14 protein-coding genes and 4 pseudogenes are annotated in these 18,327 nt (G+C 70.6%); 11 read left to right on the forward strand and 7 right to left on the reverse strand.

The window, feature by feature from the left end; translation table 11 throughout:
- Positions 1 to 33: 33 nt before the first annotated feature.
- Complete coding sequence (locus tag DDQ41_RS17260; protein WP_262508486.1) at positions 34 to 1,296, forward strand: hypothetical protein; 1,263 nt, start codon at positions 34 to 36, stop codon at positions 1,294 to 1,296.
- 505 nt (positions 1,297 to 1,801) lie between these two features.
- On the opposite strand, the gene DDQ41_RS17265 is transcribed toward DDQ41_RS17260, so the two are convergent.
- The 4 genes from DDQ41_RS17265 to DDQ41_RS17285 form a co-directional block, all read right to left on the reverse strand.
- Positions 1,802 to 2,551: an SURF1 family protein gene (locus DDQ41_RS17265; RefSeq protein ID WP_109295299.1), complete on the reverse strand. Its 750-nt coding sequence runs from the start codon at positions 2,549 to 2,551 to the stop codon at positions 1,802 to 1,804.
- Between the two features lie 466 nt (positions 2,552 to 3,017).
- Positions 3,018 to 4,871 (reverse strand): S9 family peptidase, encoded by a 1,854-nt coding sequence (locus DDQ41_RS17270; protein WP_109295300.1) that lies wholly within the window; start codon positions 4,869 to 4,871, stop codon positions 3,018 to 3,020.
- Positions 4,872 to 5,348: 477 nt separating this feature from the next.
- Positions 5,349 to 6,044: a class F sortase gene (locus tag DDQ41_RS17280; protein ID WP_109295302.1), complete on the reverse strand. Its 696-nt coding sequence runs from the start codon at positions 6,042 to 6,044 to the stop codon at positions 5,349 to 5,351.
- 65 nt (positions 6,045 to 6,109) lie between these two features.
- A complete protein-coding gene (locus DDQ41_RS17285) occupies positions 6,110 to 6,604 on the reverse strand; it encodes a hypothetical protein (RefSeq protein ID WP_109295303.1) in 495 nt (164 codons plus the stop codon).
- Between the two features lie 529 nt (positions 6,605 to 7,133).
- Here DDQ41_RS17285 and DDQ41_RS17295 point away from each other — a divergent pair.
- The 4 genes and pseudogenes from DDQ41_RS17295 to DDQ41_RS17310 form a co-directional block, all read left to right on the forward strand.
- Positions 7,134 to 7,712, forward strand: a pseudogene (locus tag DDQ41_RS17295) (site-specific integrase); the annotation flags it as partial.
- Positions 7,713 to 8,499: 787 nt separating this feature from the next.
- Entirely contained in the window at positions 8,500 to 9,330 is an 831-nt protein-coding gene (locus DDQ41_RS17300) for an IS5 family transposase (RefSeq protein WP_109295304.1), read from the forward strand.
- Complete coding sequence (locus tag DDQ41_RS17305) at positions 9,327 to 9,749, forward strand: hypothetical protein (protein ID WP_109294570.1); 423 nt, start codon at positions 9,327 to 9,329, stop codon at positions 9,747 to 9,749. Before DDQ41_RS17300 ends, DDQ41_RS17305 begins: the two co-directional genes overlap by 4 nt.
- Positions 9,750 to 9,993: 244 nt before the next feature.
- Complete coding sequence (locus tag DDQ41_RS17310; RefSeq protein ID WP_109295305.1) at positions 9,994 to 11,706, forward strand: IS1634 family transposase; 1,713 nt, start codon at positions 9,994 to 9,996, stop codon at positions 11,704 to 11,706.
- Positions 11,707 to 11,867: 161 nt separating this feature from the next.
- On the opposite strand, the pseudogene DDQ41_RS33240 reads toward DDQ41_RS17310, so the two are convergent.
- The 3 genes and pseudogenes from DDQ41_RS33240 to DDQ41_RS17320 all read right to left on the reverse strand — a co-directional run.
- Positions 11,868 to 12,031 (reverse strand): annotated as a pseudogene (locus DDQ41_RS33240) (IS5/IS1182 family transposase); the annotation flags it as partial.
- A 177-nt stretch (positions 12,032 to 12,208) separates the two neighbouring features.
- Positions 12,209 to 12,790, reverse strand: a complete 582-nt coding sequence (locus tag DDQ41_RS17315) for an HD domain-containing protein (protein WP_109295306.1) — start codon at positions 12,788 to 12,790, stop codon at positions 12,209 to 12,211.
- Positions 12,791 to 12,803: 13 nt separating this feature from the next.
- Positions 12,804 to 13,919, reverse strand: coding sequence for a helix-turn-helix domain-containing protein (locus DDQ41_RS17320; protein ID WP_109295307.1), 1,116 nt, complete (start codon positions 13,917 to 13,919; stop codon positions 12,804 to 12,806).
- A 296-nt stretch (positions 13,920 to 14,215) separates the two neighbouring features.
- Between DDQ41_RS17320 and DDQ41_RS17325 the strand changes: the two genes are divergently transcribed.
- From DDQ41_RS17325 to DDQ41_RS17355, 6 genes and pseudogenes are all read left to right on the forward strand, one after another.
- Positions 14,216 to 14,629 (forward strand): ATP-binding protein, encoded by a 414-nt coding sequence (locus tag DDQ41_RS17325; RefSeq protein WP_245991559.1) that lies wholly within the window; start codon positions 14,216 to 14,218, stop codon positions 14,627 to 14,629.
- A gap of 377 nt (positions 14,630 to 15,006) precedes the next feature.
- Positions 15,007 to 15,234, forward strand: a complete 228-nt coding sequence (gene tgmA / locus DDQ41_RS17335) for a putative ATP-grasp-modified RiPP (RefSeq protein WP_109295309.1) — start codon at positions 15,007 to 15,009, stop codon at positions 15,232 to 15,234.
- Positions 15,231 to 16,202: an ATP-grasp ribosomal peptide maturase gene (gene tgmB / locus DDQ41_RS17340; RefSeq protein ID WP_245991558.1), complete on the forward strand. Its 972-nt coding sequence runs from the start codon at positions 15,231 to 15,233 to the stop codon at positions 16,200 to 16,202. The genes tgmA and tgmB overlap by 4 nt, the downstream gene beginning before the upstream one ends.
- A 2-nt stretch (positions 16,203 to 16,204) precedes the next feature.
- Positions 16,205 to 17,362: a methyltransferase domain-containing protein gene (locus DDQ41_RS17345; protein ID WP_109295310.1), complete on the forward strand. Its 1,158-nt coding sequence runs from the start codon at positions 16,205 to 16,207 to the stop codon at positions 17,360 to 17,362.
- 76 nt (positions 17,363 to 17,438) lie between these two features.
- Positions 17,439 to 17,612 (forward strand): annotated as a pseudogene (locus tag DDQ41_RS17350) (flavoprotein); the annotation flags it as partial.
- Positions 17,595 to 18,281 (forward strand): annotated as a pseudogene (locus tag DDQ41_RS17355) (LacI family DNA-binding transcriptional regulator); the annotation flags it as partial. The pseudogenes DDQ41_RS17350 and DDQ41_RS17355, both read left to right, overlap by 18 nt.
- Positions 18,282 to 18,327 lie beyond the last annotated feature (46 nt).

An 18,327-nucleotide genomic window follows, 5' to 3' on the forward strand; every position in this document is an offset into this window, starting at 1 on the left:
CAGGGACCCGGGGGTGGCACTGCCCGGGGCGCCGTGCCCTCCGGCCCCCGCACCCCTCTCGGCGACCTTCCCGGACGGGACCGGCCGCTCCGTGATCTCCTGGGCGGACCGGCCCAGGACGGCCCCGCTCCGGCCGGGCGCGACCACGGCCGACCGGACGGCCCGGACGACCTGGCCGGTCTGGTCGGCGAAGGCCGGGGCCGGCACGGCGGGGAGCGCCGCACCGGCCCCGGCGCTCCGGGCGGCCACGGCGCCCCGGAAACCCCCGGTTCCGCCGCTTCGGCCGCCGCGCCCGACGTGTCGGGCACGGACGGCCTCGACCAGGACGAACTGGCGCTGCGGCGAATGCTCCAGGCCGCCGTCGGCGATCTCGAACCCACCGACGGCGCCCTGGATCAGCTGCGCCGGGCCCTTCCCGTGCGGCGTGCCCGCAAGCGTCAGGCGCTGGTGGGCATGGCGGCGTCGGTGATCCTGCTCGGTACCGCCGTCCCCGCCTTCGTCCATGTGGCGGGCTCGGACGGGCTCGACGACCGCCCGGTGAACGCCGGGCACGGCGAGCAGGCCCAGGGCGGCACCGGCGAGGAAGAGGTCCTGGGCGGTGGGCAGGCGTCGAACGGCGATCCCGCCGGGCGCCGGCCGAGCCCCCCGGGTGCGCCGCACGCCACGCAGCGGTCCGCCACCCCGGGCGCCGCCGCGACCGCGGGCGTTCCGGGCGGCACGGGGACCGAATCGCCCGACAGCGCCGCCGCCTCGACGCCGGCCTGCGAAGCCGGACAACTCGGTGTGGACGCGACACAGGCGGGCGCCCCCGACGCGGAAGGCAAGGTGTACGGCACGTTCCGCATCGCCAACGTCTCCGCGAGCGAGTGCTCGGTCGGCGCGGCGGGCGCGCTGACCTTCCGCACGGCCGGTGCCGCTGACGCCGCGAAGATCAGTGTGGTGCCGCACACCACCGGGGACGCGGCGAGTGGACTGCCCGACCCGTCCCGGGAGGTCGGCGCCGTGGTGCTCAAGCCCGAGGCCGCATACGAGGTGAAGTTCGCCTTCGTCCCCTCGGAGACCTGCCCCACGACCGGCGCCTCGCCCGAACCCTCGCCCACGGACGGTGCGTCGGGCACCAGCGACGGCACGGGAGCGGCCTCGGACACCGAAACCCAGCTCGACGGCGGAACCACGGCGGACGGCAGCGTCTCGGTGGTCCACACCCCCGAACCGGGTGCACCGCATGCGGAGGCCACGATCCCCGACGCCTGCGCGGGCACCATCTACCGCACCGGTCTCCTCAACCCGTCATGACCGCCACCGGCCGGGGACCGGCGAGGTCCGCGCCCGCGACCGCGCCCGGCGCGTGTCGGACGGAGCGGTAGGCCTGCGCCGCACAGCGGTGCCACGGCGGGGCGTCCGCGCCGTCTTCGCGCCGGCCGGGTCACTCGGCGGGGCACCGCCGGAGAGCCGGGAGGCCGACTGGCCTTGTGGGCTGCTCCGGCGGAGGCCGCGTCCCACCGGTTCGCGCGGTGACACGCGGCGGGCCGGTGCCAGCGGTCGTGCCGAAGCGTGCCGCCGGGCCCCAGCGGCTGGAGACATCGCACCTCGGCGACCGGCGCGGTCGACTCGCGACCGGTCCGGGCAGGGGCGGGTCACAGCCCAGGGGCGGGTCACGCGAGCCCGCGCCGCCGGGTCAGACCGGGTCGCGGCCGGTCAACGTCGGCGGCCACGTCCGCCCGTTCCGCCGGTTGGCGGCCGGTCCGGGCAGGGGCGGGTCACAGCGCAGGGGCGGGTCACGCGAGCCCGCGCCGCCGGGTCAGACCGGGTCGAGCCCAAGCGCCTGGTCCTTGGCCGTCTCCGCCTCACGGCGTACGAAGCGGAACCACATGAACAGTACGAAGCCCGCGAAGGCGAACCACTCCAGCGTGTAGCCGAGGTTCTGGAACGCCTTGAGGTCGAGCCCGCTGCCCTGCGGCGCTGCTGCGGGCACCGGGCGCATCCCCTCGGGCGCGGTGGTGAGCGTGATCCACGCGTCGTACACGTCGTCCGGTACGAGGTTCACCAGCGAGGCGGCGCTGATCATGCCGAGCTGGCCGCTCGGTAGCCCGCCCGCCGTGTGCGCCCCGTCGCTGCTCTGGGTCTCCGAGGCCTGGAGCGCCCCGGTGACCGTCACCTCACCGTCCGGAGCAGGCGGTGCCGTCGCCCCGGCTGGCAGCCAGCCCCGCACCACCGGCAGGGCCCTGCCGGCGTCGGTGTGGAGCAGCGTCAGGACGTATGAACCGGTCCGGCCCTCCAGCTTCCGCCCCGGCACGGTGAACTGCTCGCCGTACCGGCCGGCGGCCGTGGCGAGCCGTCCCGAGGTGCTCTTGTCCACCGGCAGCAACTCGGCGAGCGGTGCGGCGGCCCGCGCGCCCGGTTCCGTGCTCTGCTCGGCGGCCCGGTGGGTATCGACGCGGTCCTCGAACCGGCCGAGCTGCCAGGTCCCCATGAAGACGCAGAAGGGGATCGCCAGCGCGACGAAGAGATTGATCCCCCACCAGCGGGGAGTCAGCAGGAACCGGTACACGCCTACACGGTACGGAACACCCCGCTTTCCTCCTCTCCCGGGTCCCCCGATCCCGCCTCCCTGCGCACCACTTCTCGCTCATCGCCTTCTCGCCCATCGCTCCTCGTGCACCGCTTCCCCACCACCTCTCCCCCACCACCTCTCCCTCCACGCCTTCTCGCGCACCGCTTCCCGGTGGCTGACGGCGGCCCGCCGCCGGAAAGCGGTGCCGTCTGCTCCCGCTGTCGCCCCGCCTCCGTTCCGGCCGGGCCTTCGCTGTCGTCAGGGCTCGGGTGCCGTCCGACCCGCCGTGCGCCAGGAACCCGGCTCCGTCGGAACTCCCGGCTCCGTCGGAACTCCCGGCGCCGACCTGCTCCCCGTGCCGTCCGGTTGCCCATGTCGTCCTATGCCCGGCTCTCCCGTTCCCCCGCTCTCCCGATCCCCGTGCCGTCCGGGCGCCCGTGCCACAGGGGCACCGCGGCCGCCGCTACCGCAGGTGTGTCTCCGCGAATGCCAGCTCCAGCCGTACCTGCTTGATCCGCTCCTCCACCACCAGCGAACCGTGGCCCGCGTCGTACCGGTACACCTCGTGAACCGCGCCGCGGGCCGCGAGGCGGTCCACGTAGTTCTCCACCTGGCGGATCGGGCAGCGCGGGTCGTTGACCCCGGCCGAGATGTAGACCGGAGCCTTCACCTCGTCCACATACGTCAGCGGGGACGAGGCCCGGTAACGCTCCGGTACCTCCTCCGGTGTACCGCCCAGCAGCGTGCGGTCCATCGCCTTAAGAGCCTCCATCTCGTCGCGGTAGGCCGTGACGTAGTCCGCGACGGGCACCGCCGCCAGGCCGAGGGCCCAGGAATCGGGCTGGGTGCCCAGCCCGAGCAGTGTCAGATAGCCGCCCCACGAACCACCCGAGAGGACGAGCCTCGCCGGATCGGCCACGCCGGAGGCCACGGCCCACTCGCGGACCGCCGCGATGTCCTCCAGCTCGATCAGTCCGACACGGTGCTTCAGCGCGTCCGTCCACGCCCGCCCGTAACCCGTCGAGCCCCGGTAGTTGACCCGGACGACCGCATAGCCGTGGTCCACCCAGGCTGCCGGCGCGGCCGCGAACGCGTCACTGTCGTGCCAGGTCGGACCCCCGTGGATGTCGAAGACGGTCGGGAACGGCCCCTCTCCCCGAGGCCTTTGCACCAGAGCGTGGATGGGACCGCCGGGGCCCTCCACCCAGACGTCCTCCACTCCCACCGAGCCGGGTGCCTTCATCCCCGGCGGGTCCAGCACCTCCCGCCCCGCCGTGGAGCGGACCTTCGGCGGCTGCGCGGCGGACGACCACAGGTACTCCACCGTCCCGTCCGGCCTGGCCGTCGCGCCCGAGACCGTCCCCGCCGGGGTGTCCACCCGGGCCAGCTCACGGGTGGCCGGGTCGAACCGCCACAGCTCGCTGCGTGCCTCGAAGCTGTGCGCGACGAGCAGCGCGGAGCCGTCCGGATACCACTCCGCACTCACGTCGCCCGGAAGGTCGAGCGCCAGGTCGGTCTCCTCGCCCGACGCCACGTCCCACAGCATGGGCTCCCACCGCCCCCGCCGCTGGTGGCCCACCAGCAGCCGGGTGTCACCGTGCACCGGGGCGAAGCCGAGGACCTCCAGCCCCAGCTCCGTCGAGCCGCCCTTGGTGTCGTCCAGCTCGGCCACCGGCGTTCCGTCCAGCCGGACGATCCGCAATGCCGAGTGCATCGCGTCTCCGTGCTCGGTGTGCTCCAGCGCGAGCAGAGTCCCGTCGTGGGAGAGGTCGCCGACGCCCGCGGACTCCCGGTGCCGGTAGATCTCCAGCGGCGCACAACCGGGCCGCACCACATGGATCGTCGTACCTTCCTCGTCGGTGGAGCGGCCCACCACGGCCGCCCCGTCCCGGCCCAGGGCGAGGCCCGCACCGTACGAGGGCTCGAGGCCCGGTGCGGCCGGTTCGTCCGGCCCGCCGCCGAAGGGCTGCCGCATCCAGACGCCGTACTCGTCACCGTCCGTGTCCGAGAACCACCAGATCCACCGGCCGTCGGGAGTGAGTATCCCGTCCGTCGTCCCGTTCGGACGGTCGGTCACCTGGCGCTGCTCGCCGGTGGCGCGGTCCCACGCGTACAGCTCGTACGTCCCCGTCGCGTTCGAGACGAAGAGGGCGCGGTGCGGGGCGTCCTCCGCCCAGTCGGGCAGCGAGACCCGGGGCGCGCGGAACCGCTGCTCCCAGGCCGGCATGTCCGCGGACCCGCCCGCACGGCCCGCGGGCTGGTCCGCGGGAACGGCTGCGGGCGCGTCGGACGCCGTGGATTCGGTGATCTCAGTCATGCCCCCATTCTGCGCCGCGGCGCCCACAATCCCTTCGCCCCCTCCGTGGCCTGTGGATAACTCCGTGACATCTATCCATCACGCTCTCCGGACCGACGCGGGACCGCCCGCGCCCGGTGGGGCCACGCCTCCCGGGGCACGCGCGCGGCCTGGTCCGCAGCCCGGGACGGCGTGGCGCGCCAGAAGAAGGCGCGCGCGAGAAGGAGGGGCGCACAGGGCTGCGCCCCTCGCCCCCCGTGTGCGCCCCGGGTCTCCGCAGCATCGGTCACCGTCACACGGCCGGGAGCCCGTGCTTCCGCGGGAGGGGTGCGCGACCGGAAGCAGAAGCGGGAGAAGCGCGAGAAGGGGGAGGAGAGGGAGGGCAGCGAGGGCAGCGAGGAGGGGGAGGAGGGGGGAAGCGAGGGAGGACAGCGAGGCGGGGGCGGCGGGGCAGGAGGGGGGCGGGTGGTGGGAGGCCGCGCACTCGGGGGAGGGGGATCAGGCGATGCGCTTGAGCGTCGCATAGACGACGAGATTGCCCAGGTAGCCCGTCCTCTTGGTGTAGCCACCTCCACAGGTGATGACGCGCAACTGGGGAACGGTGGTGCCGGCGTACACCTTCTTGCTGGGGAAGGAGTGCTTGGGATACACCTCGACGGCGTCCACGGTGAAGTGCGCCGTGCGCCCGTCGAGCCGGGTGACCTGGATGGCGCTGCCCTTGGTGAGCGCGCCGAGCCGGTAGAAGACGGCGCGGCCGGTCGGGGTGTCGACATGACCCGCCACGACGGCCGCACCGACCTCCCCCGGTGCGGGCCCTCGGGAGTACCAGCCCGCGAGCTGCGCACTGTCGACCGGCGGCACCTCCAGCACACCGTTCTTCCCCAGCGCCAGGTTCATCATCGGGGTGTCCACACCGATGGCCGGGATGCGCAGGCGCACCGGGACGGAGCGCGGCCGGGTACCCGGCGGCGGCGGTTTGGCGGTCCTACCGGGAGGCGGGGCGGCGAGGAGCGTCGGGACGGCCGGCCCGCGGGAGGGCGCCGCACTCGGCGCCGGCACGGTGAAGGCCTGGGCGGCGGACGGCTGGGGAGCCGTCTCGCCGCGCAGCCCGTGCATCAGCAGGCCGATGCCGACCAGCAGCATCACGCCGAACAACCTCATCGGCGTGAGGAGGGGGGAACGTCTGCGTCCCATAGCGGTCCGGGCTCCGGTCTCGATGACGGAGGTGGCGGGTCCCGTGGGCCGGCGCCGGGGGACGCTCAGGCCGCCGAACCGCTGCCGTGCCGGCGCCGCAGTGTGAGGAGACCGCCTGCCGTCGCGGTGAGGACGAGCGCGGCTCCGATGGCCAACTCCGTTCCGTTCATCCCGCCGCCGCCGCCGAATCCGCCACTCACCGCGCCGTTCGGGCGCCCGGCGACCTCGAACTCGGAGTTGACGAGGACTCCGGGAGGACACTTGACCGTGATGTCGTACGTCCCTTCCTTGGCGTTGTCCGGCACGGTGAAGGTGCCCTCCAGCGCCCCGGCGCGGCCGCTCTCGACCAGGTTGATCTGACCCCCGATCTCCGCCTGCCCCTTGGCGTAGGTCGCCTCCGGGTCGCAGGCCCCCTCCGTGCTGACGGTGATGGTCGAGCCCGGGTAACCCACCTCTGGACTGACCGTGACCTCCGACCCTTCGGCGACTGCCGCGGGAGCCGAGGTGCCGATTGCGGCCAGGGCCAGGGCACTGCCGGCGAGAAGACGTGCGGTACGCATGTTCACCACCCTCCGAGTGGCGCGGGCCAGGACTCGATGTCCCGACGATGACGCCGCGCTTCAGGGGGACAGGCAACCAGCTCTTGTGATCAAACGACCGCAGCGAAATGACCCGGCGATTCCGCGCCCATGGCGTGCCCTGGCATTCCCACAGGTCGTGGCGGCCCTAATACGCCCAAGGGCGGAATCTCGAAACACCCCGGCGAACGGGTGGCGACACGCGCGTCGTGAGGGCGGCATGCGGCGCGCGGGTCGTGCCGGCGGCGCGCGTGGCTCGGGTCGTGCCGGCCGTCGGTGTTCCGTACGGCGCCCGCCCCGTGCCCAGGGGCTCCTACGCCCGACCCGACAGGTCGCCTACCAGGAGGTCGAGGGTGACCTCCTCGTGGAGCGCTATCCCGAGAGCGGTCCTGGCGGGGGCGAGACCCGGGTCCCAGACCGCGTCGACGGGCCGGCCGTCGAGCGGCAGCCGGGGGATCCCCGCGCTCCGGCCGCGGGCGGCCAGTGCTCGTAGTCCGCGGCACCCATGCGCCTCAGCGGTGTGCGCACGGAAGAGGCGCGGCCCCTCACCTGGGATCACGTCTTCCTGCAGACGACGGACGGCATCCCGCCCCACGTCGCGGTGTGGCGTTCGGTGCGCAAGCACGGTGAGACCAAGACCAGGAAGAGCCGCCGGACCATAGCTCTGCCGAAGCAGGTGGTCGACGTCCTTGAAGAGCACATGCGATGGCAGAAGCAGGAGCGGGCGTCGAGAGGGAAGGGGTGGAGTCCGACCGGTCGTGTCTTCACGACTCGGAGCGGCGAGCCGCTCGACGCGGCCAACGTTCGGCGCGACTCCAAGGCCATCGCGAAGAAGGCCGGACTCAAGCCTGAGTGGACGCTGCGGGAGCTCCGGCACAGCTTCGTGTCCCTGCTCTCCGACCACGGCATCCCCTTGGAGCGGATTGCGCTGCTGGTCGGCCACAGCAGTCAGGCGACGACCGAGGCGGTCTACCGGAAGCAGCTCCGGCCCGTGATCACGCAGGGTGCCGAAGCGATGGACGACATCTTCGCCGAAGATCAGGAAGGGGAGGCCGCAGAGGACGACGCAGAGGGCGACGCGGTGGCCTGATCAAATTCGTTCGGCCCCCTGTTTGGCCCCCGAGTACGGTCGTGTCCCCTCATGTGGTGTAACGGAATCAAGGTGAAAGTGCAGGTCGTGGCCACAATCGGCTCGTCCGTGATCACCCATTGCCTGATGGGCGGTCAGGTTCGATAGCCTCTGCCGCGCACCTCATCCGGCTGACCTCGGGCTACATCGCGACCGAGAACACGGCGGATGGCTCGCGGCCCCTACTGCTGACACACCGGCAGAAGGGGGTGGGCGCGGCCGCCTCGATCCGCGCCTCGACCAGGGGCTATGCGGAGATCGCTGTTACACCACTCGGCGGGACACCATCCCGAGCACGTCAGAGGCCACATACGGAAATCCGTATGTGGCCTCTGACCAGCGTCGGGGTGGCGGGATTTGAACCCACGACCTCTTCGTCCCGAATGAGGTTCGGTTAATGATCTTTCCTGCCTGGATTGTGTTTGCGCAGGTCAGGTGGGTGGTCCCGGTTGGCCTCGGGTGGTGTGGAGGGGGCTCGGGGAGCGGGTCGGCTCCCAGATGGCTCCCAGAAGCGCCGGGGGTACCGATCGATCTGCAGGGTGTCCCTGGGAGCGCGTTTGTGTATGCGGTGGCCCGTCTCGGCGGGATGGTGTGTGACTCGGGCGAGTCAGCCAGGCCGCTTCTTGAGACAGGCGATCGCGCTCTCAGAGTGCGGAATGTGGCGTTCCGCCGGTCTTGTCATCGCTCGATGGTGTGACGTTGGGGCATCGCTGCCGGTCAGACGTTCGGGGTTCGCTTGGGTTATGGCATGAGCATGTGCAAGCCGTACCCGAGTGATCTCACCGACGAGCAGTGGCAGCTCGTCGAACCCGTGATCACGGCATGGAAGGCCCGGCATCCGTCGGTCAGCGGCCATCAGGGGAAGTACGCGATGCGGGAGATCGTGAACGCGATCCTGTACCAGAACCGCACCGGCTGTCAGTGGGAGTTCCTGCCCCATGACATGCCCCCGCCCGGAGCGGTGAAGTACTACTTCTACCTCTGGCGCGACGAGGGCACCGACCAGGACATTCACGACCTGCTGCGCTGGCAGCTGCGGGAGAAGCGGAAGCGATTAGCCGACCCGAGCCTGGTGGTCCTGGCCACGCAGAGCATCCACGCCGCCGTCGGCGTCCCCGCCACGACGACCGGCAAGGATGCCGCGAAAAGGGTGCCGGGCAGGAAGAGATGCCTGGCCGTCGACGTATTGGGCCTCGTCGTGGACTGCGTCGTCCTGCCCGCCTCCGCGCACGAGAACACCGCCGGCATCGCCCTGCTGGACGGTGTCGCCGGGCAGTGCGACACCGTGAAGAAGGCCCTGGTCGACCAGGGCTTCAAGAAGAAGGTGGTCGACCACGGCAAGAACGTGGGCATCGACGTCGAGATCGTCGAGCGCAACCCGGCCGACCAGGGCTTCGTTCCGCAGGCCAAGCGGTGGATCGTGGAGCAGACGAACGGGATCCTGATGTTCTACCGCCGACTCGTACGCGACTACGAACACCGCCCTGCCTCCTCCCGCTCCCGCGTCTTCTGGGCGATGACCTCCGTCATGGCCCGCCGCCTCACCGATGCCACCCTCCCCTCCTGGAGGACCGCATGAGCGAGAACCCGCAGATCACAGCGGTGCTGGAATACGTGGAGACACGTGAGCGCGAACTGGCCGACCAGGCGGCGCAACTCCGCGTCCGCATCGAGGAACTCACCGCGCAGCTCGGCGAGTTCGACGCGGAGTGCGAGAACCTGCGCATCACCCGCAAGACGCTCCTGGCTCTGCCCGCCCCCGCACCCGCCGAAGAGCCGGACCGCCCCGAGACGCCGGACCACCCCGCCTACCAGCAGATTCTCGCCGCGTTCACCGCCACCGGGCAGCCGATGCGGGCCCGCGACCTGTGCCAGGCGCTCGACCTGCCGATCGTCCCGAAGAACACCGAGGGCATCCGCTCCAAGCTGAAGCGCCTGGTCGCCAGGGGCATCCTCACCGAACCGGAACCCGGCCTGTTCACCCAGCCCGGCACCTGAACCACACCGCACCCCGATGACCAGCAGCCCTCACCCAAGCTCAACCGCGAAACGGACAACTACTCACGTTCCGCACTCTGACAGTGGCCCGGGTTCGACGTAATTCGGGGCTCCTGGAGGTTCTGCGGGTCTGAAGGTGCAGGTCACGGGGTTGGAGGTCGCTCCACGGGTCCGAAATGCCTAGAGACGCGATTTTCGTGATTCTCGTGCGCTGGCCTGGGCATGGCTCGTATGGTCTGGAGTCGTGTACGTGAAGACGACGAAGCGGGAGAACAAGTCCGGCACGGTCCGGTACCTGCACCTGGCCCACAACGAGTGGGACCCGGCCAAGGGGCGGGCGGTGCCGAAGGTGCTGTTCACCTTCGGACGCGAGGACCAGCTCGACCGCGACGCGGTCAGGCGCCTGGTCGCATCTCTATCGAGGCTGCTGGAGCCGGGCGACGCGCTGGCCGCGACGGCGGCCTCCGACCTGGAGTTCGTCTCCTCGGTGCCGTTCGGCGGCACCTACGTGCTCGACCACCTGTGGCATCGGCTGAAGATCGATCAGATCGTGGGCCGGGTCGGGCAGCCCAAGCGGGGCCGCCGCCGGGACATGACCGCCACCGAGCGGGTGCTGTTCGCCCTGGTCGCCAACCGGGCCCTTGCGCCGTCGTCCAAGCTGGCCGCCGCCGACTGGATCACCCACGACGCGCACATCGACCATCTGGCCGAGGTCGGTGAACAGCCCTGCTACCGGGCGATGGACTGGCTCCACGAGGTGACCGCCGACCTGGAGAAGCAGGTGTTCGACGAGGTCGCGAACCTGCTGAACCTGGAAGTGGACCTGCTGTTCTTCGACACCACCAGCACGTACTTCGAACTGGAGGAGCCCGACGAGCCCGTCGCCCGCGACGACACCGGCCGGCCCCTCGGCGACGACCAGGAAGGCAACGAGGCGAAGCCCGCCGGGTTCCGGACCTACGGCAAGTCGAAGGACTCCCGCGACGACCTGCCGCAGATCGTGATCGGCATGGCCGTCACAAGGGACGGGATCCCCGTCCGATGCTGGTGCTGGCCGGGCAACGCCTCCGACCAGAAGCTGATCCGCCAGGTCAAGGACGAGATGCGGGACTGGACCCTCTCCAAGATCGTGTGGGTCACCGACCGCGGCTTCTCCTCCGAGGAGAACCGCCGCTACCTGCGTCGCGGCGACCACGCCTACATCATCGGCGAGAAGGTCCGCTCCGGATCGCCCGAGGTCAAGGCCGCCCTGTCCCGGCAGGGCCGCTACACCGAAACCGCCGCGAACATGCGCGTCAAGGAGGTGCGGATCAGCGACACCGACCGGTTCGTGATCTGCCACAACCCCGAAGCCGCCGAGCGCGACCGGCACATGCGCGAGCAACTGGTCGCCCACCTGGAAGAGCTGATCGCCGACACGGACAAGCTCAGCGACTTCAAGCGGGGCGAACTGCGCGGGAGGATCGCCGACAAGCCCGGCCTGAACCGCTACCTGCGCGCCACCCCCGCCGGCAAGCTCCGCGTCGACCAGGCGAAGATCAAGACGGAGGAGAACCTCGACGGGAAGTACCTCCTGCGCTGCAGCGACCCGCACCTGAGTGCAGAGGACATCGCGTTGGGCTACAAGCAACTGCTGGAGGTTGAGCGCGGCTGGCGCGACATGAAGCAGATCATCGACCTGCGGCCCGTCTATCACCGGCTCGAAGAGCGCATCCGGGCCCACGTCGTCCTGTGCTGGCTCGCACTCTTGCTGATCCGCATCATCGAGACCCAGGCCGACACGACCTGGCCCCAGGCTCGCCGCGAGCTCCAGCGCCTCCACGTCGGGACGTTCACCGGCCCCACCGGCACGTTCCAGCAGGTCACTGGCCTGACCAAGCCGCAGTCCGACCTGCTCGCCAAGCTCGGCATCCCCCATCCCAAGCAGGTTCTGGACCTCCAGACCGCATCCCTCTGACCAGCAGAAAACGCCACCGCCTAGAGAAACGCCCTCCAGGCGGCCACACCCATGTCCGCCCAGGTCAGACCCCAGATTCGACCCTCCAGGTCACCGAATTATGTCGAACCCGGGAGTGGAACCAAACGCCAAAGATGCTTCCATTACGGTCCTTGCAGCGGGTCGCAGTCGCGATCGGTGATGAGAGAGTCCGGTCTGCGGTGGGCCGTCCGACCCGGCCGCGGACCGGTGAGATCGCGTCGAGCACAGGGAGCAGCTGAGCGAAGTCGCTACGGTTGCTGGCGGTCAGCAGGGCCGCAGTTCTCCTTGTCCGCTGGGGTGTTCCGCCGGTCAGCGCACTGACGCGGGGGTGGCGGAGCGGGCAGTGGCGTGTTGTGCGTCCGGCGGCATGCCGTAGCCCTCCGCTGGTAGAGACGCTAGACGCAGCGGAGGGGACGCCAGCCTGGTGCGGTCTGGCAGCGTCTCGTGGGGCAGGGGGGTGCTCGCCGGTAGCGGGCGGGGGTCAGCGTTGCTGCTCCCCGAGGGCTGCGCGCAGCCAGTCCAGAGAACCGGTTGCCAGGACCGCGTCCGCGAGTTCGTTGGCCGATTTCGTGGTGAGTCGGCCGCGGCTGTTGTCGATCCAACGCTGGGCGTGCTCGTAGCCCTGGGCCTTGTACTCGACGCCCTGGATCATGCACTCCAGCTTGTCGGCGTCCCGGGCGCAGATGGCTTCCTGGGACTCCTTGGCCTCGTACTCGGCGACGAGTTCGCGCACCGCGGAGGCCAGGACCTCGGGCATGCCCGCGACCTGGTCGTCGGTGACCGCGCGCGGGTCCGCCTGAGGGGCGTACTTCTTGCCCAGGTGGTTCACGTCCCCGGTGCGGGTCTCCTGCGAGTCGTGCCACACCGCCAGGTAGGCGGCCCGCGCGGGATCGGCGCCTTCGAGTTTCGCAATGATCGTCGCGAGGAGAGCGGTGCGCCAGGAGTGCTCCGCGACTGACTCCGGATCGCGTACGCCAGCCATCCACCAGCCGGTGCGCTTGGTCTGCTTCAGCGTCCCCGCCTCGTACAGAAATCGCGCTACCGCGGACAGGTCTTCAGCCACCGTCGGACTCCTCTCACGCCTCGGCGAGGCGGATCGCATACCGGATGCTCTCCAGCTCCCGGCGCCCGCGCGCCGAAAGCTCCCGGCTATCCAACATCACTGGCAGCCTGTCGCGCAGGACACGGTCGGCTGCGCCGGATCGCAGCAGGTTGGGCCGTACCCGGAGCAGGGACCACACCGAGTGGATGTTGAGGTCGACATAGCCGTGCTGCGGCGCGAGACCGTGAGCGAGGTGGGCGAGGAGTCTGTCACCCGGCCACGCCCCCGGGGTGCGGGCGGCAATGAAGTCGTCACTCAACTCCAGATGCGCGGTCTCGCCGATCCAGTACGCCCAGTAGTTCAGGTTCGCGGCCTCGCCGGCATCGTCGTCGATGAGGGCGGTGTCGATGAAGTGGCTCATCCGGTCCCGGTCTCCTTGCCGGGCCGAGACGGCGGTAACGGACCTGGAGTTGAGCCAACGCGTGAGCCAGTCGCCGGGGCGTTCGGTGGCCTGCTGGTGGGCGAGCCACTCCGACGTGTCGGCTTGGTCGTCGTACCCGGAGAGGTAGAGGGCCTGGCGGCGGAGCAGAAACTGGTCCTCCCCCCGGGCCTGCTCCGCGGTTCGCCGCATCCGCGTGAAGAACAGTGCCCGGTCGGCAGCCGACAGCTCTGGCCCGGCCGGCGCGGGTCCTCGGCGCTTGCGGGGCGGATTGGGCAGGTCGCGGACGGGCTGTGGAGGTACGTGGTTGAGGGGCCACGCGAGGACCTCGACGAGGTCGCGCTGCATCACCCAGGCCCCGAGCGGGCTTTCCTCGACTTCGGTCTCGTTGTCGAGGGCCTCGGCGAGGAGGACGTCCGCCTCCAGGGCGCGGTCCAGGGCTTGCAGGAGCGCGGGGGCAGTGCCCATCTGCATCAGCCGGTGACGGTGCACGAGCATCTGCCCGACCGGCACGGCGGTCAGGGGGCGGCGGCCGGACTCCCACCCCGCGATCGTGTCCGCGGACACCCGCAGCTGCTCAGCCGCTTCCTCCTGGGTGCGTCCCTGCTGCTCTCGGATGATCCGGAAGAGGTAGCCGGCGATGACGCCCACGCGTGGGCGTCCAGATGATCCCTGACTGCCGGTCAGTGTTTGTCGCAAACTCGACTGCATGAACAGCCCCTTTTCCCGGTGTTCGCAGCAAACCACTTGTACTCGAGGTCACTTCAAGCAGTGATCACGGTTCTCTACCGTCGTATGCATCACCGAACGAGCCTAGTAGGGCGGCTGTCACGGTGGGCTTCGTTACCGAGGCTCCCGAGCCAACCGCCGTAGGCGACAACGTCGAAGGGCTGCTGCTCACCTCGGCCACGAGGTCGGCCCGTACGGCAGGCGTGCGTCCTTCGCACACAGCCCTGACGCGGTGGTTGGGCTACACACGGAACGCGAGCACCCCGAGGGACGCGACGATGACCATGACGGCTGCAACGGTGGGACCACAGCGCTACCAGGAGCGGTACGCGGCGAGGCTGGAAGCCGCCGCTCAGGCGCGTCGGGACATAACCCTGGTGCTGGAGACCTGGGGCCTGCCTCAGCTGGTGGACGTCGCCGAGCAGGTCGTCACGGAGCTGGTGGCCAACGCGGTGGAGCACACCGACGCCGCCACGGTCGGTGCCTCGATCACACGGACAGGCACGGAGTCCGCGCGGATCGTCGTGACCGACACGTCCCGCACCAGACCCACACCTGGCGCGCCGTCCCCGGACGATGAGCACGGCCGCGGACTACTCCTCGTCGAAGCTCTGGCCCACGACTGGGGCAGCGATCCGGTGCACGGCGGGAAACGCGTCTGGGCAGAGCTGCGCGCGGACGGCACGTGGTGACCGCTCCTCCCACGGCCATCTTGACGCACGTCGAACGGCTCACTTCGCGGCAGCAGATGGCCGTGGACTGTGTGCGCTGCGCCCGCCGGTTGGGGATGGCCGGCCAGGTGTGGGGCGAAGTGCGCCACCGGGGCCTGCTGTTCCGGCTCTGGATCTGCGCGCCCGAATGCCCACCGTCCCTTGTCGGCGGCGTTACATGAGCCGCCGCCCGGCGCCGGAACCCGATGCCCGGCGCCGGGCGGTGCAAAACCCGCTCTGCGTCTGCATGACCGGCTTCCCGACTGGAGTAGAGCGGCCTCGCCAGACCCTCGGCCGTGCCCTCGCGCGCGGGCGAGACAGAGAACAGTCCGAGCACCAGCAACCACAAGGAGACACCCATGTCCACGGCAACGCTCGTCCCGTTCGGCGCCCGCGCCGAGCGCACCCCGTACACCGTGACCCTGGAGGCGGGATCGTTCGCGTACGCCCCGGCCCGGCAGGTCAACGTCCTGACCGACGGCTCCGGCGCCCTGTGGAGCCGCTCCACCTCGCTGGCCGGGAGCTGCACGAACACCAACTGGGACAGCAAGAACGACGACACGTCCGACCCGTACCTGATGCGGTGACACAGCACCTGTCCGGCGGCCCTGTGCTGGTCGTCACCAAGGAACTGGACCCCGCGGCGGACCTGGTGGTCGACGAGCTGACGACCCGGCGTGTGCCGGTGATGCGGTTCGACATGGGGGATTTCCCCCTGTCCATGTCCCTGTCCGCCGAGCACACTGCAGCACCCTGGACGGGGGTCCTGGCTGACGAGTACCGCTCCGTGCGGCTGGAGGAGGTGACGGCCGTCTACTACAGGCGGCCCCGCCTTCCCTCAGTCTCCGAGCGGATGGAGGAGCCCCACCGCACGTGGGCCAACGAGCAGGCGCTGGCCGGACTGCTCGGCACGCTGTACGCGCTGCCGGTGACGTGGGTCAACCGGCCCGACGTGGACGGAATTGCCTCCCACAAGCCCGGTCAGCTCCCCGTCGCGGCGGCGCACGGGCTCCGCACGCCTCGCTCGCTGATCACCACGGACCAGGAAGTGGCCCGGAAGTTCTGCTGTCAGGTGGACGGTCCAGTGATCTGCAAGCCGCTCATGGGCGGCCCGCTGGAGTACCCGGACGGCCACCGCACCGGGGTACCGACCCATGTGGTCGACCCCGACACGATCGACGACTCCGTGTCCCTGACAGCGCACCTGTTCCAGGAATGGGTTCCCAAGACCCACGAGGTGCGGCTGACTGTCGTGGGCAAGGAGATGTTCGCGGCCGAGATCCACGCGGGCAGCGACGCTGCTCGGGTGGACTGGCGCAGCGACTACGACGCCCTCACCTACGACGTGTGCCAAGTACCGGACGACGTACGGGCGGGCGTGCTGAGCTGGCTGGAGCACTTCCGTCTCAACTTCGGCGCGTTCGACTTCGGCGTCACCCCTGCCGGGGACTGGGTGATGTTCGAGTGCAACCCGTCCGGAGAGTGGTCCTGGATCCAGAACAAGACGGGCCTGTCCATCGCCACGCACATCGCTGATCTACTCGCCGGGGGATAGCCATGACGACACACACCGAAAAACGTGCCACGCAGTTGCGCATGGCGCTGGCCGATGTCCTGGAGGCCAACGGGCAACTGTCCGACCCGACATGGCGGAAGGTGTTCGAGGCCGTTCCCCGCCATCCGTTCGTGCCGGAGTTCTGGACCCTGGTCGGCGGCGAGCAGCGGCACTTGACCTCCGCCGACCCCGACTGGCTGGACCTGGTGTACTCGGATGACGCGCTGGCCACACAGCTCACCGACGGTGTGGCCACATCGTCGTCAACAGCGCCCGGCCTCATGCTCGTCATGCTCCAGGCCCTCGACGTCGCTCATGGTCACCGCGTGCTGGAGATCGCGACCGGCACCGGCTACAACGCGGCACTCCTGTCCGAACGGCTTGGAAGTCACCAGGTGGTTACGGCCGAGGTCGACCCGGTGCTGGCGCGGCTGGCGGGAGCGCGGCTGCGGCGCTGCGGATACACCCCGCTGGTGCAGGCCGGGGACGGCCGTGACGGCTACCCGGCCAGGGCCCCGTACGACCGGCTGATCGCCACCTGTGGCTTCACCACGATCCCGGTGGCCTGGCTGGAGCAGGTGCGGCCCGCCGGCCTCATCGTGTGCCCTGTCGGCTGGGGGACCGTGTGCCTGGTCGTCGCCGCCGATGGCCGCGCCGAGGGCCGGTTCCTGCCCGTCGGTTCCTACTTCATGGCCGTACGCGACGCCGGTGCCACCGGCGCCCCGGCTCACCCAGGCAGGCCGAGCGCGACGAGCGGTCGACTCACCGGCCTGGACCTGGCCGAGGTCGCCGGGGACGATGCGTTCCGTTTCGTGCTCTCGCTGGTCACGCCGGACACGGCTTTCGCTTCGGAGTGCGATGGCGACGGCCGGGTGACGGCAGTGGAGTTGTGGGGTGCTGACGGCGCGTGGGCGCGCGCCGAGGACGGTGGTGTACGGCAGGCCGGGCCGCGTCTGCTGTGGGACGCGGTAGAGGCGGCACACGAGCTGTACGTCGAGAATGACCGGCCTGGCCGGGAGCGCTTCGGAGTGACCGTGACCGCCGAGGAGCAGCGCACCTGGCTCGACGTCCCCAGCCGTCCCGTACCGGTTGCCCGTGCCGTGGCCCGGGGCGGGGGTAGGTCCTCGGAGAGCCCAAACTGCCGTACAGCGGCCACGTGAACGGGCGCTTCCATGGCCGCTGGCGACCGTCGCCACCCTCTGCCGGACCTGCACCCCCGTCAACTGGGAGTCCCGAGTGAGTGATCAGCCCGACAAGCCGTTCCTCCAACTCGTCGTCTGCGCGGCCGGGGTCGCCGCCGACGTCGGCCGGCTGATCAGCGCAGCACAGGAGCGGCACTGGGACGTCGGGGTCGTCGCGACCCCGCAAGGGCTCGGCTTCCTCGACGCGGACCCGTGCCATGGCAAGACCTACGTCTTCCGGGGGCAGGGCGCGGCTCGTACCGGCGGCCACCAGGGCGCGAAGCTCGCCGACGTCGCACGCCGCGCCGAAGTCTCCACGGGCACGGTGTCCAACGTCCTCAACCACCCCGACCGAGTCACCGAAGACAAGCGGGTGAGGGTGGAGCAGGCCATCGCGGACCTGGGGTTCGTGCGGGGCGGCGTGGTGCCGGAGCACGCTGCCCACTGGCGCCGAAACGGCTTCGCGACGTGGCTGTTCACCCCGGCGGTCTCCGGCTGGTACCCGAAGAAGGCACCGCAGGAAGCCCGCCCCGTACCGCTGCTCGGCGAGCCGTGGCCCGGCGTCCCGGCCCGAGGACGCGGCGCCAGCAACCGGGCCGATGCCTGCTGGCTCCCGATCGCCAAGGGCCTTACACCCCATGGCCTCCGCCACACCCATCGGACCGTGATGGAGGACCTCGGCACCGAGAAGGTCCTCATGGACCAACGCATGGGACACATCGACGGCTCGGTCTCGGCGCGCTATGCCCATGTCACCCCTGGCATGCGCAAGCGCCTCATGATCGGGCTGACCGAACAGTGGGAGGCGGCACTCGACGCCCGACTGGCGATGAGCCCCGCGTCTCCCGTTCGTGTACTCGACTCGCTGTTGCTGGCTCGTCGGATGATTCGATGGTAAGTAGCTGTTGACGCATGCGGGTGGGGCCTCCTGAACAGCTCGTTGG

This window comes from Streptomyces spongiicola, from assembly GCF_003122365.1.
GTDB classification, from domain to species: Bacteria; Actinomycetota; Actinomycetes; order Streptomycetales; family Streptomycetaceae; genus Streptomyces; species Streptomyces spongiicola.

Bases quoted from the DNA above. Each gene is read 5' to 3' on its own strand.
- DDQ41_RS17320 (WP_109295307.1), bottom strand. From the start codon at position 13,919: ATGCAGTCGAGTTTGCGACAAACACTGACCGGCAGTCAGGGATCATCT.
- DDQ41_RS17285 (WP_109295303.1), bottom strand. From the start codon at position 6,604: ATGCGTACCGCACGTCTTCTCGCCGGCAGTGCCCTGGCCCTGGCCGCA.
- DDQ41_RS17305 (WP_109294570.1), top strand. From the start codon at position 9,327: ATGAGCGAGAACCCGCAGATCACAGCGGTGCTGGAATACGTGGAGACA.
- tgmA (WP_109295309.1), top strand. From the start codon at position 15,007: ATGTCCACGGCAACGCTCGTCCCGTTCGGCGCCCGCGCCGAGCGCACC.
- DDQ41_RS17270 (WP_109295300.1), bottom strand. From the start codon at position 4,871: ATGACTGAGATCACCGAATCCACGGCGTCCGACGCGCCCGCAGCCGTT.
- DDQ41_RS17300 (WP_109295304.1), top strand. From the start codon at position 8,500: ATGAGCATGTGCAAGCCGTACCCGAGTGATCTCACCGACGAGCAGTGG.
- DDQ41_RS17280 (WP_109295302.1), bottom strand. From the start codon at position 6,044: ATGGGACGCAGACGTTCCCCCCTCCTCACGCCGATGAGGTTGTTCGGC.
- DDQ41_RS17345 (WP_109295310.1), top strand. From the start codon at position 16,205: ATGACGACACACACCGAAAAACGTGCCACGCAGTTGCGCATGGCGCTG.
- DDQ41_RS17325 (WP_245991559.1), top strand. From the start codon at position 14,216: ATGACCATGACGGCTGCAACGGTGGGACCACAGCGCTACCAGGAGCGG.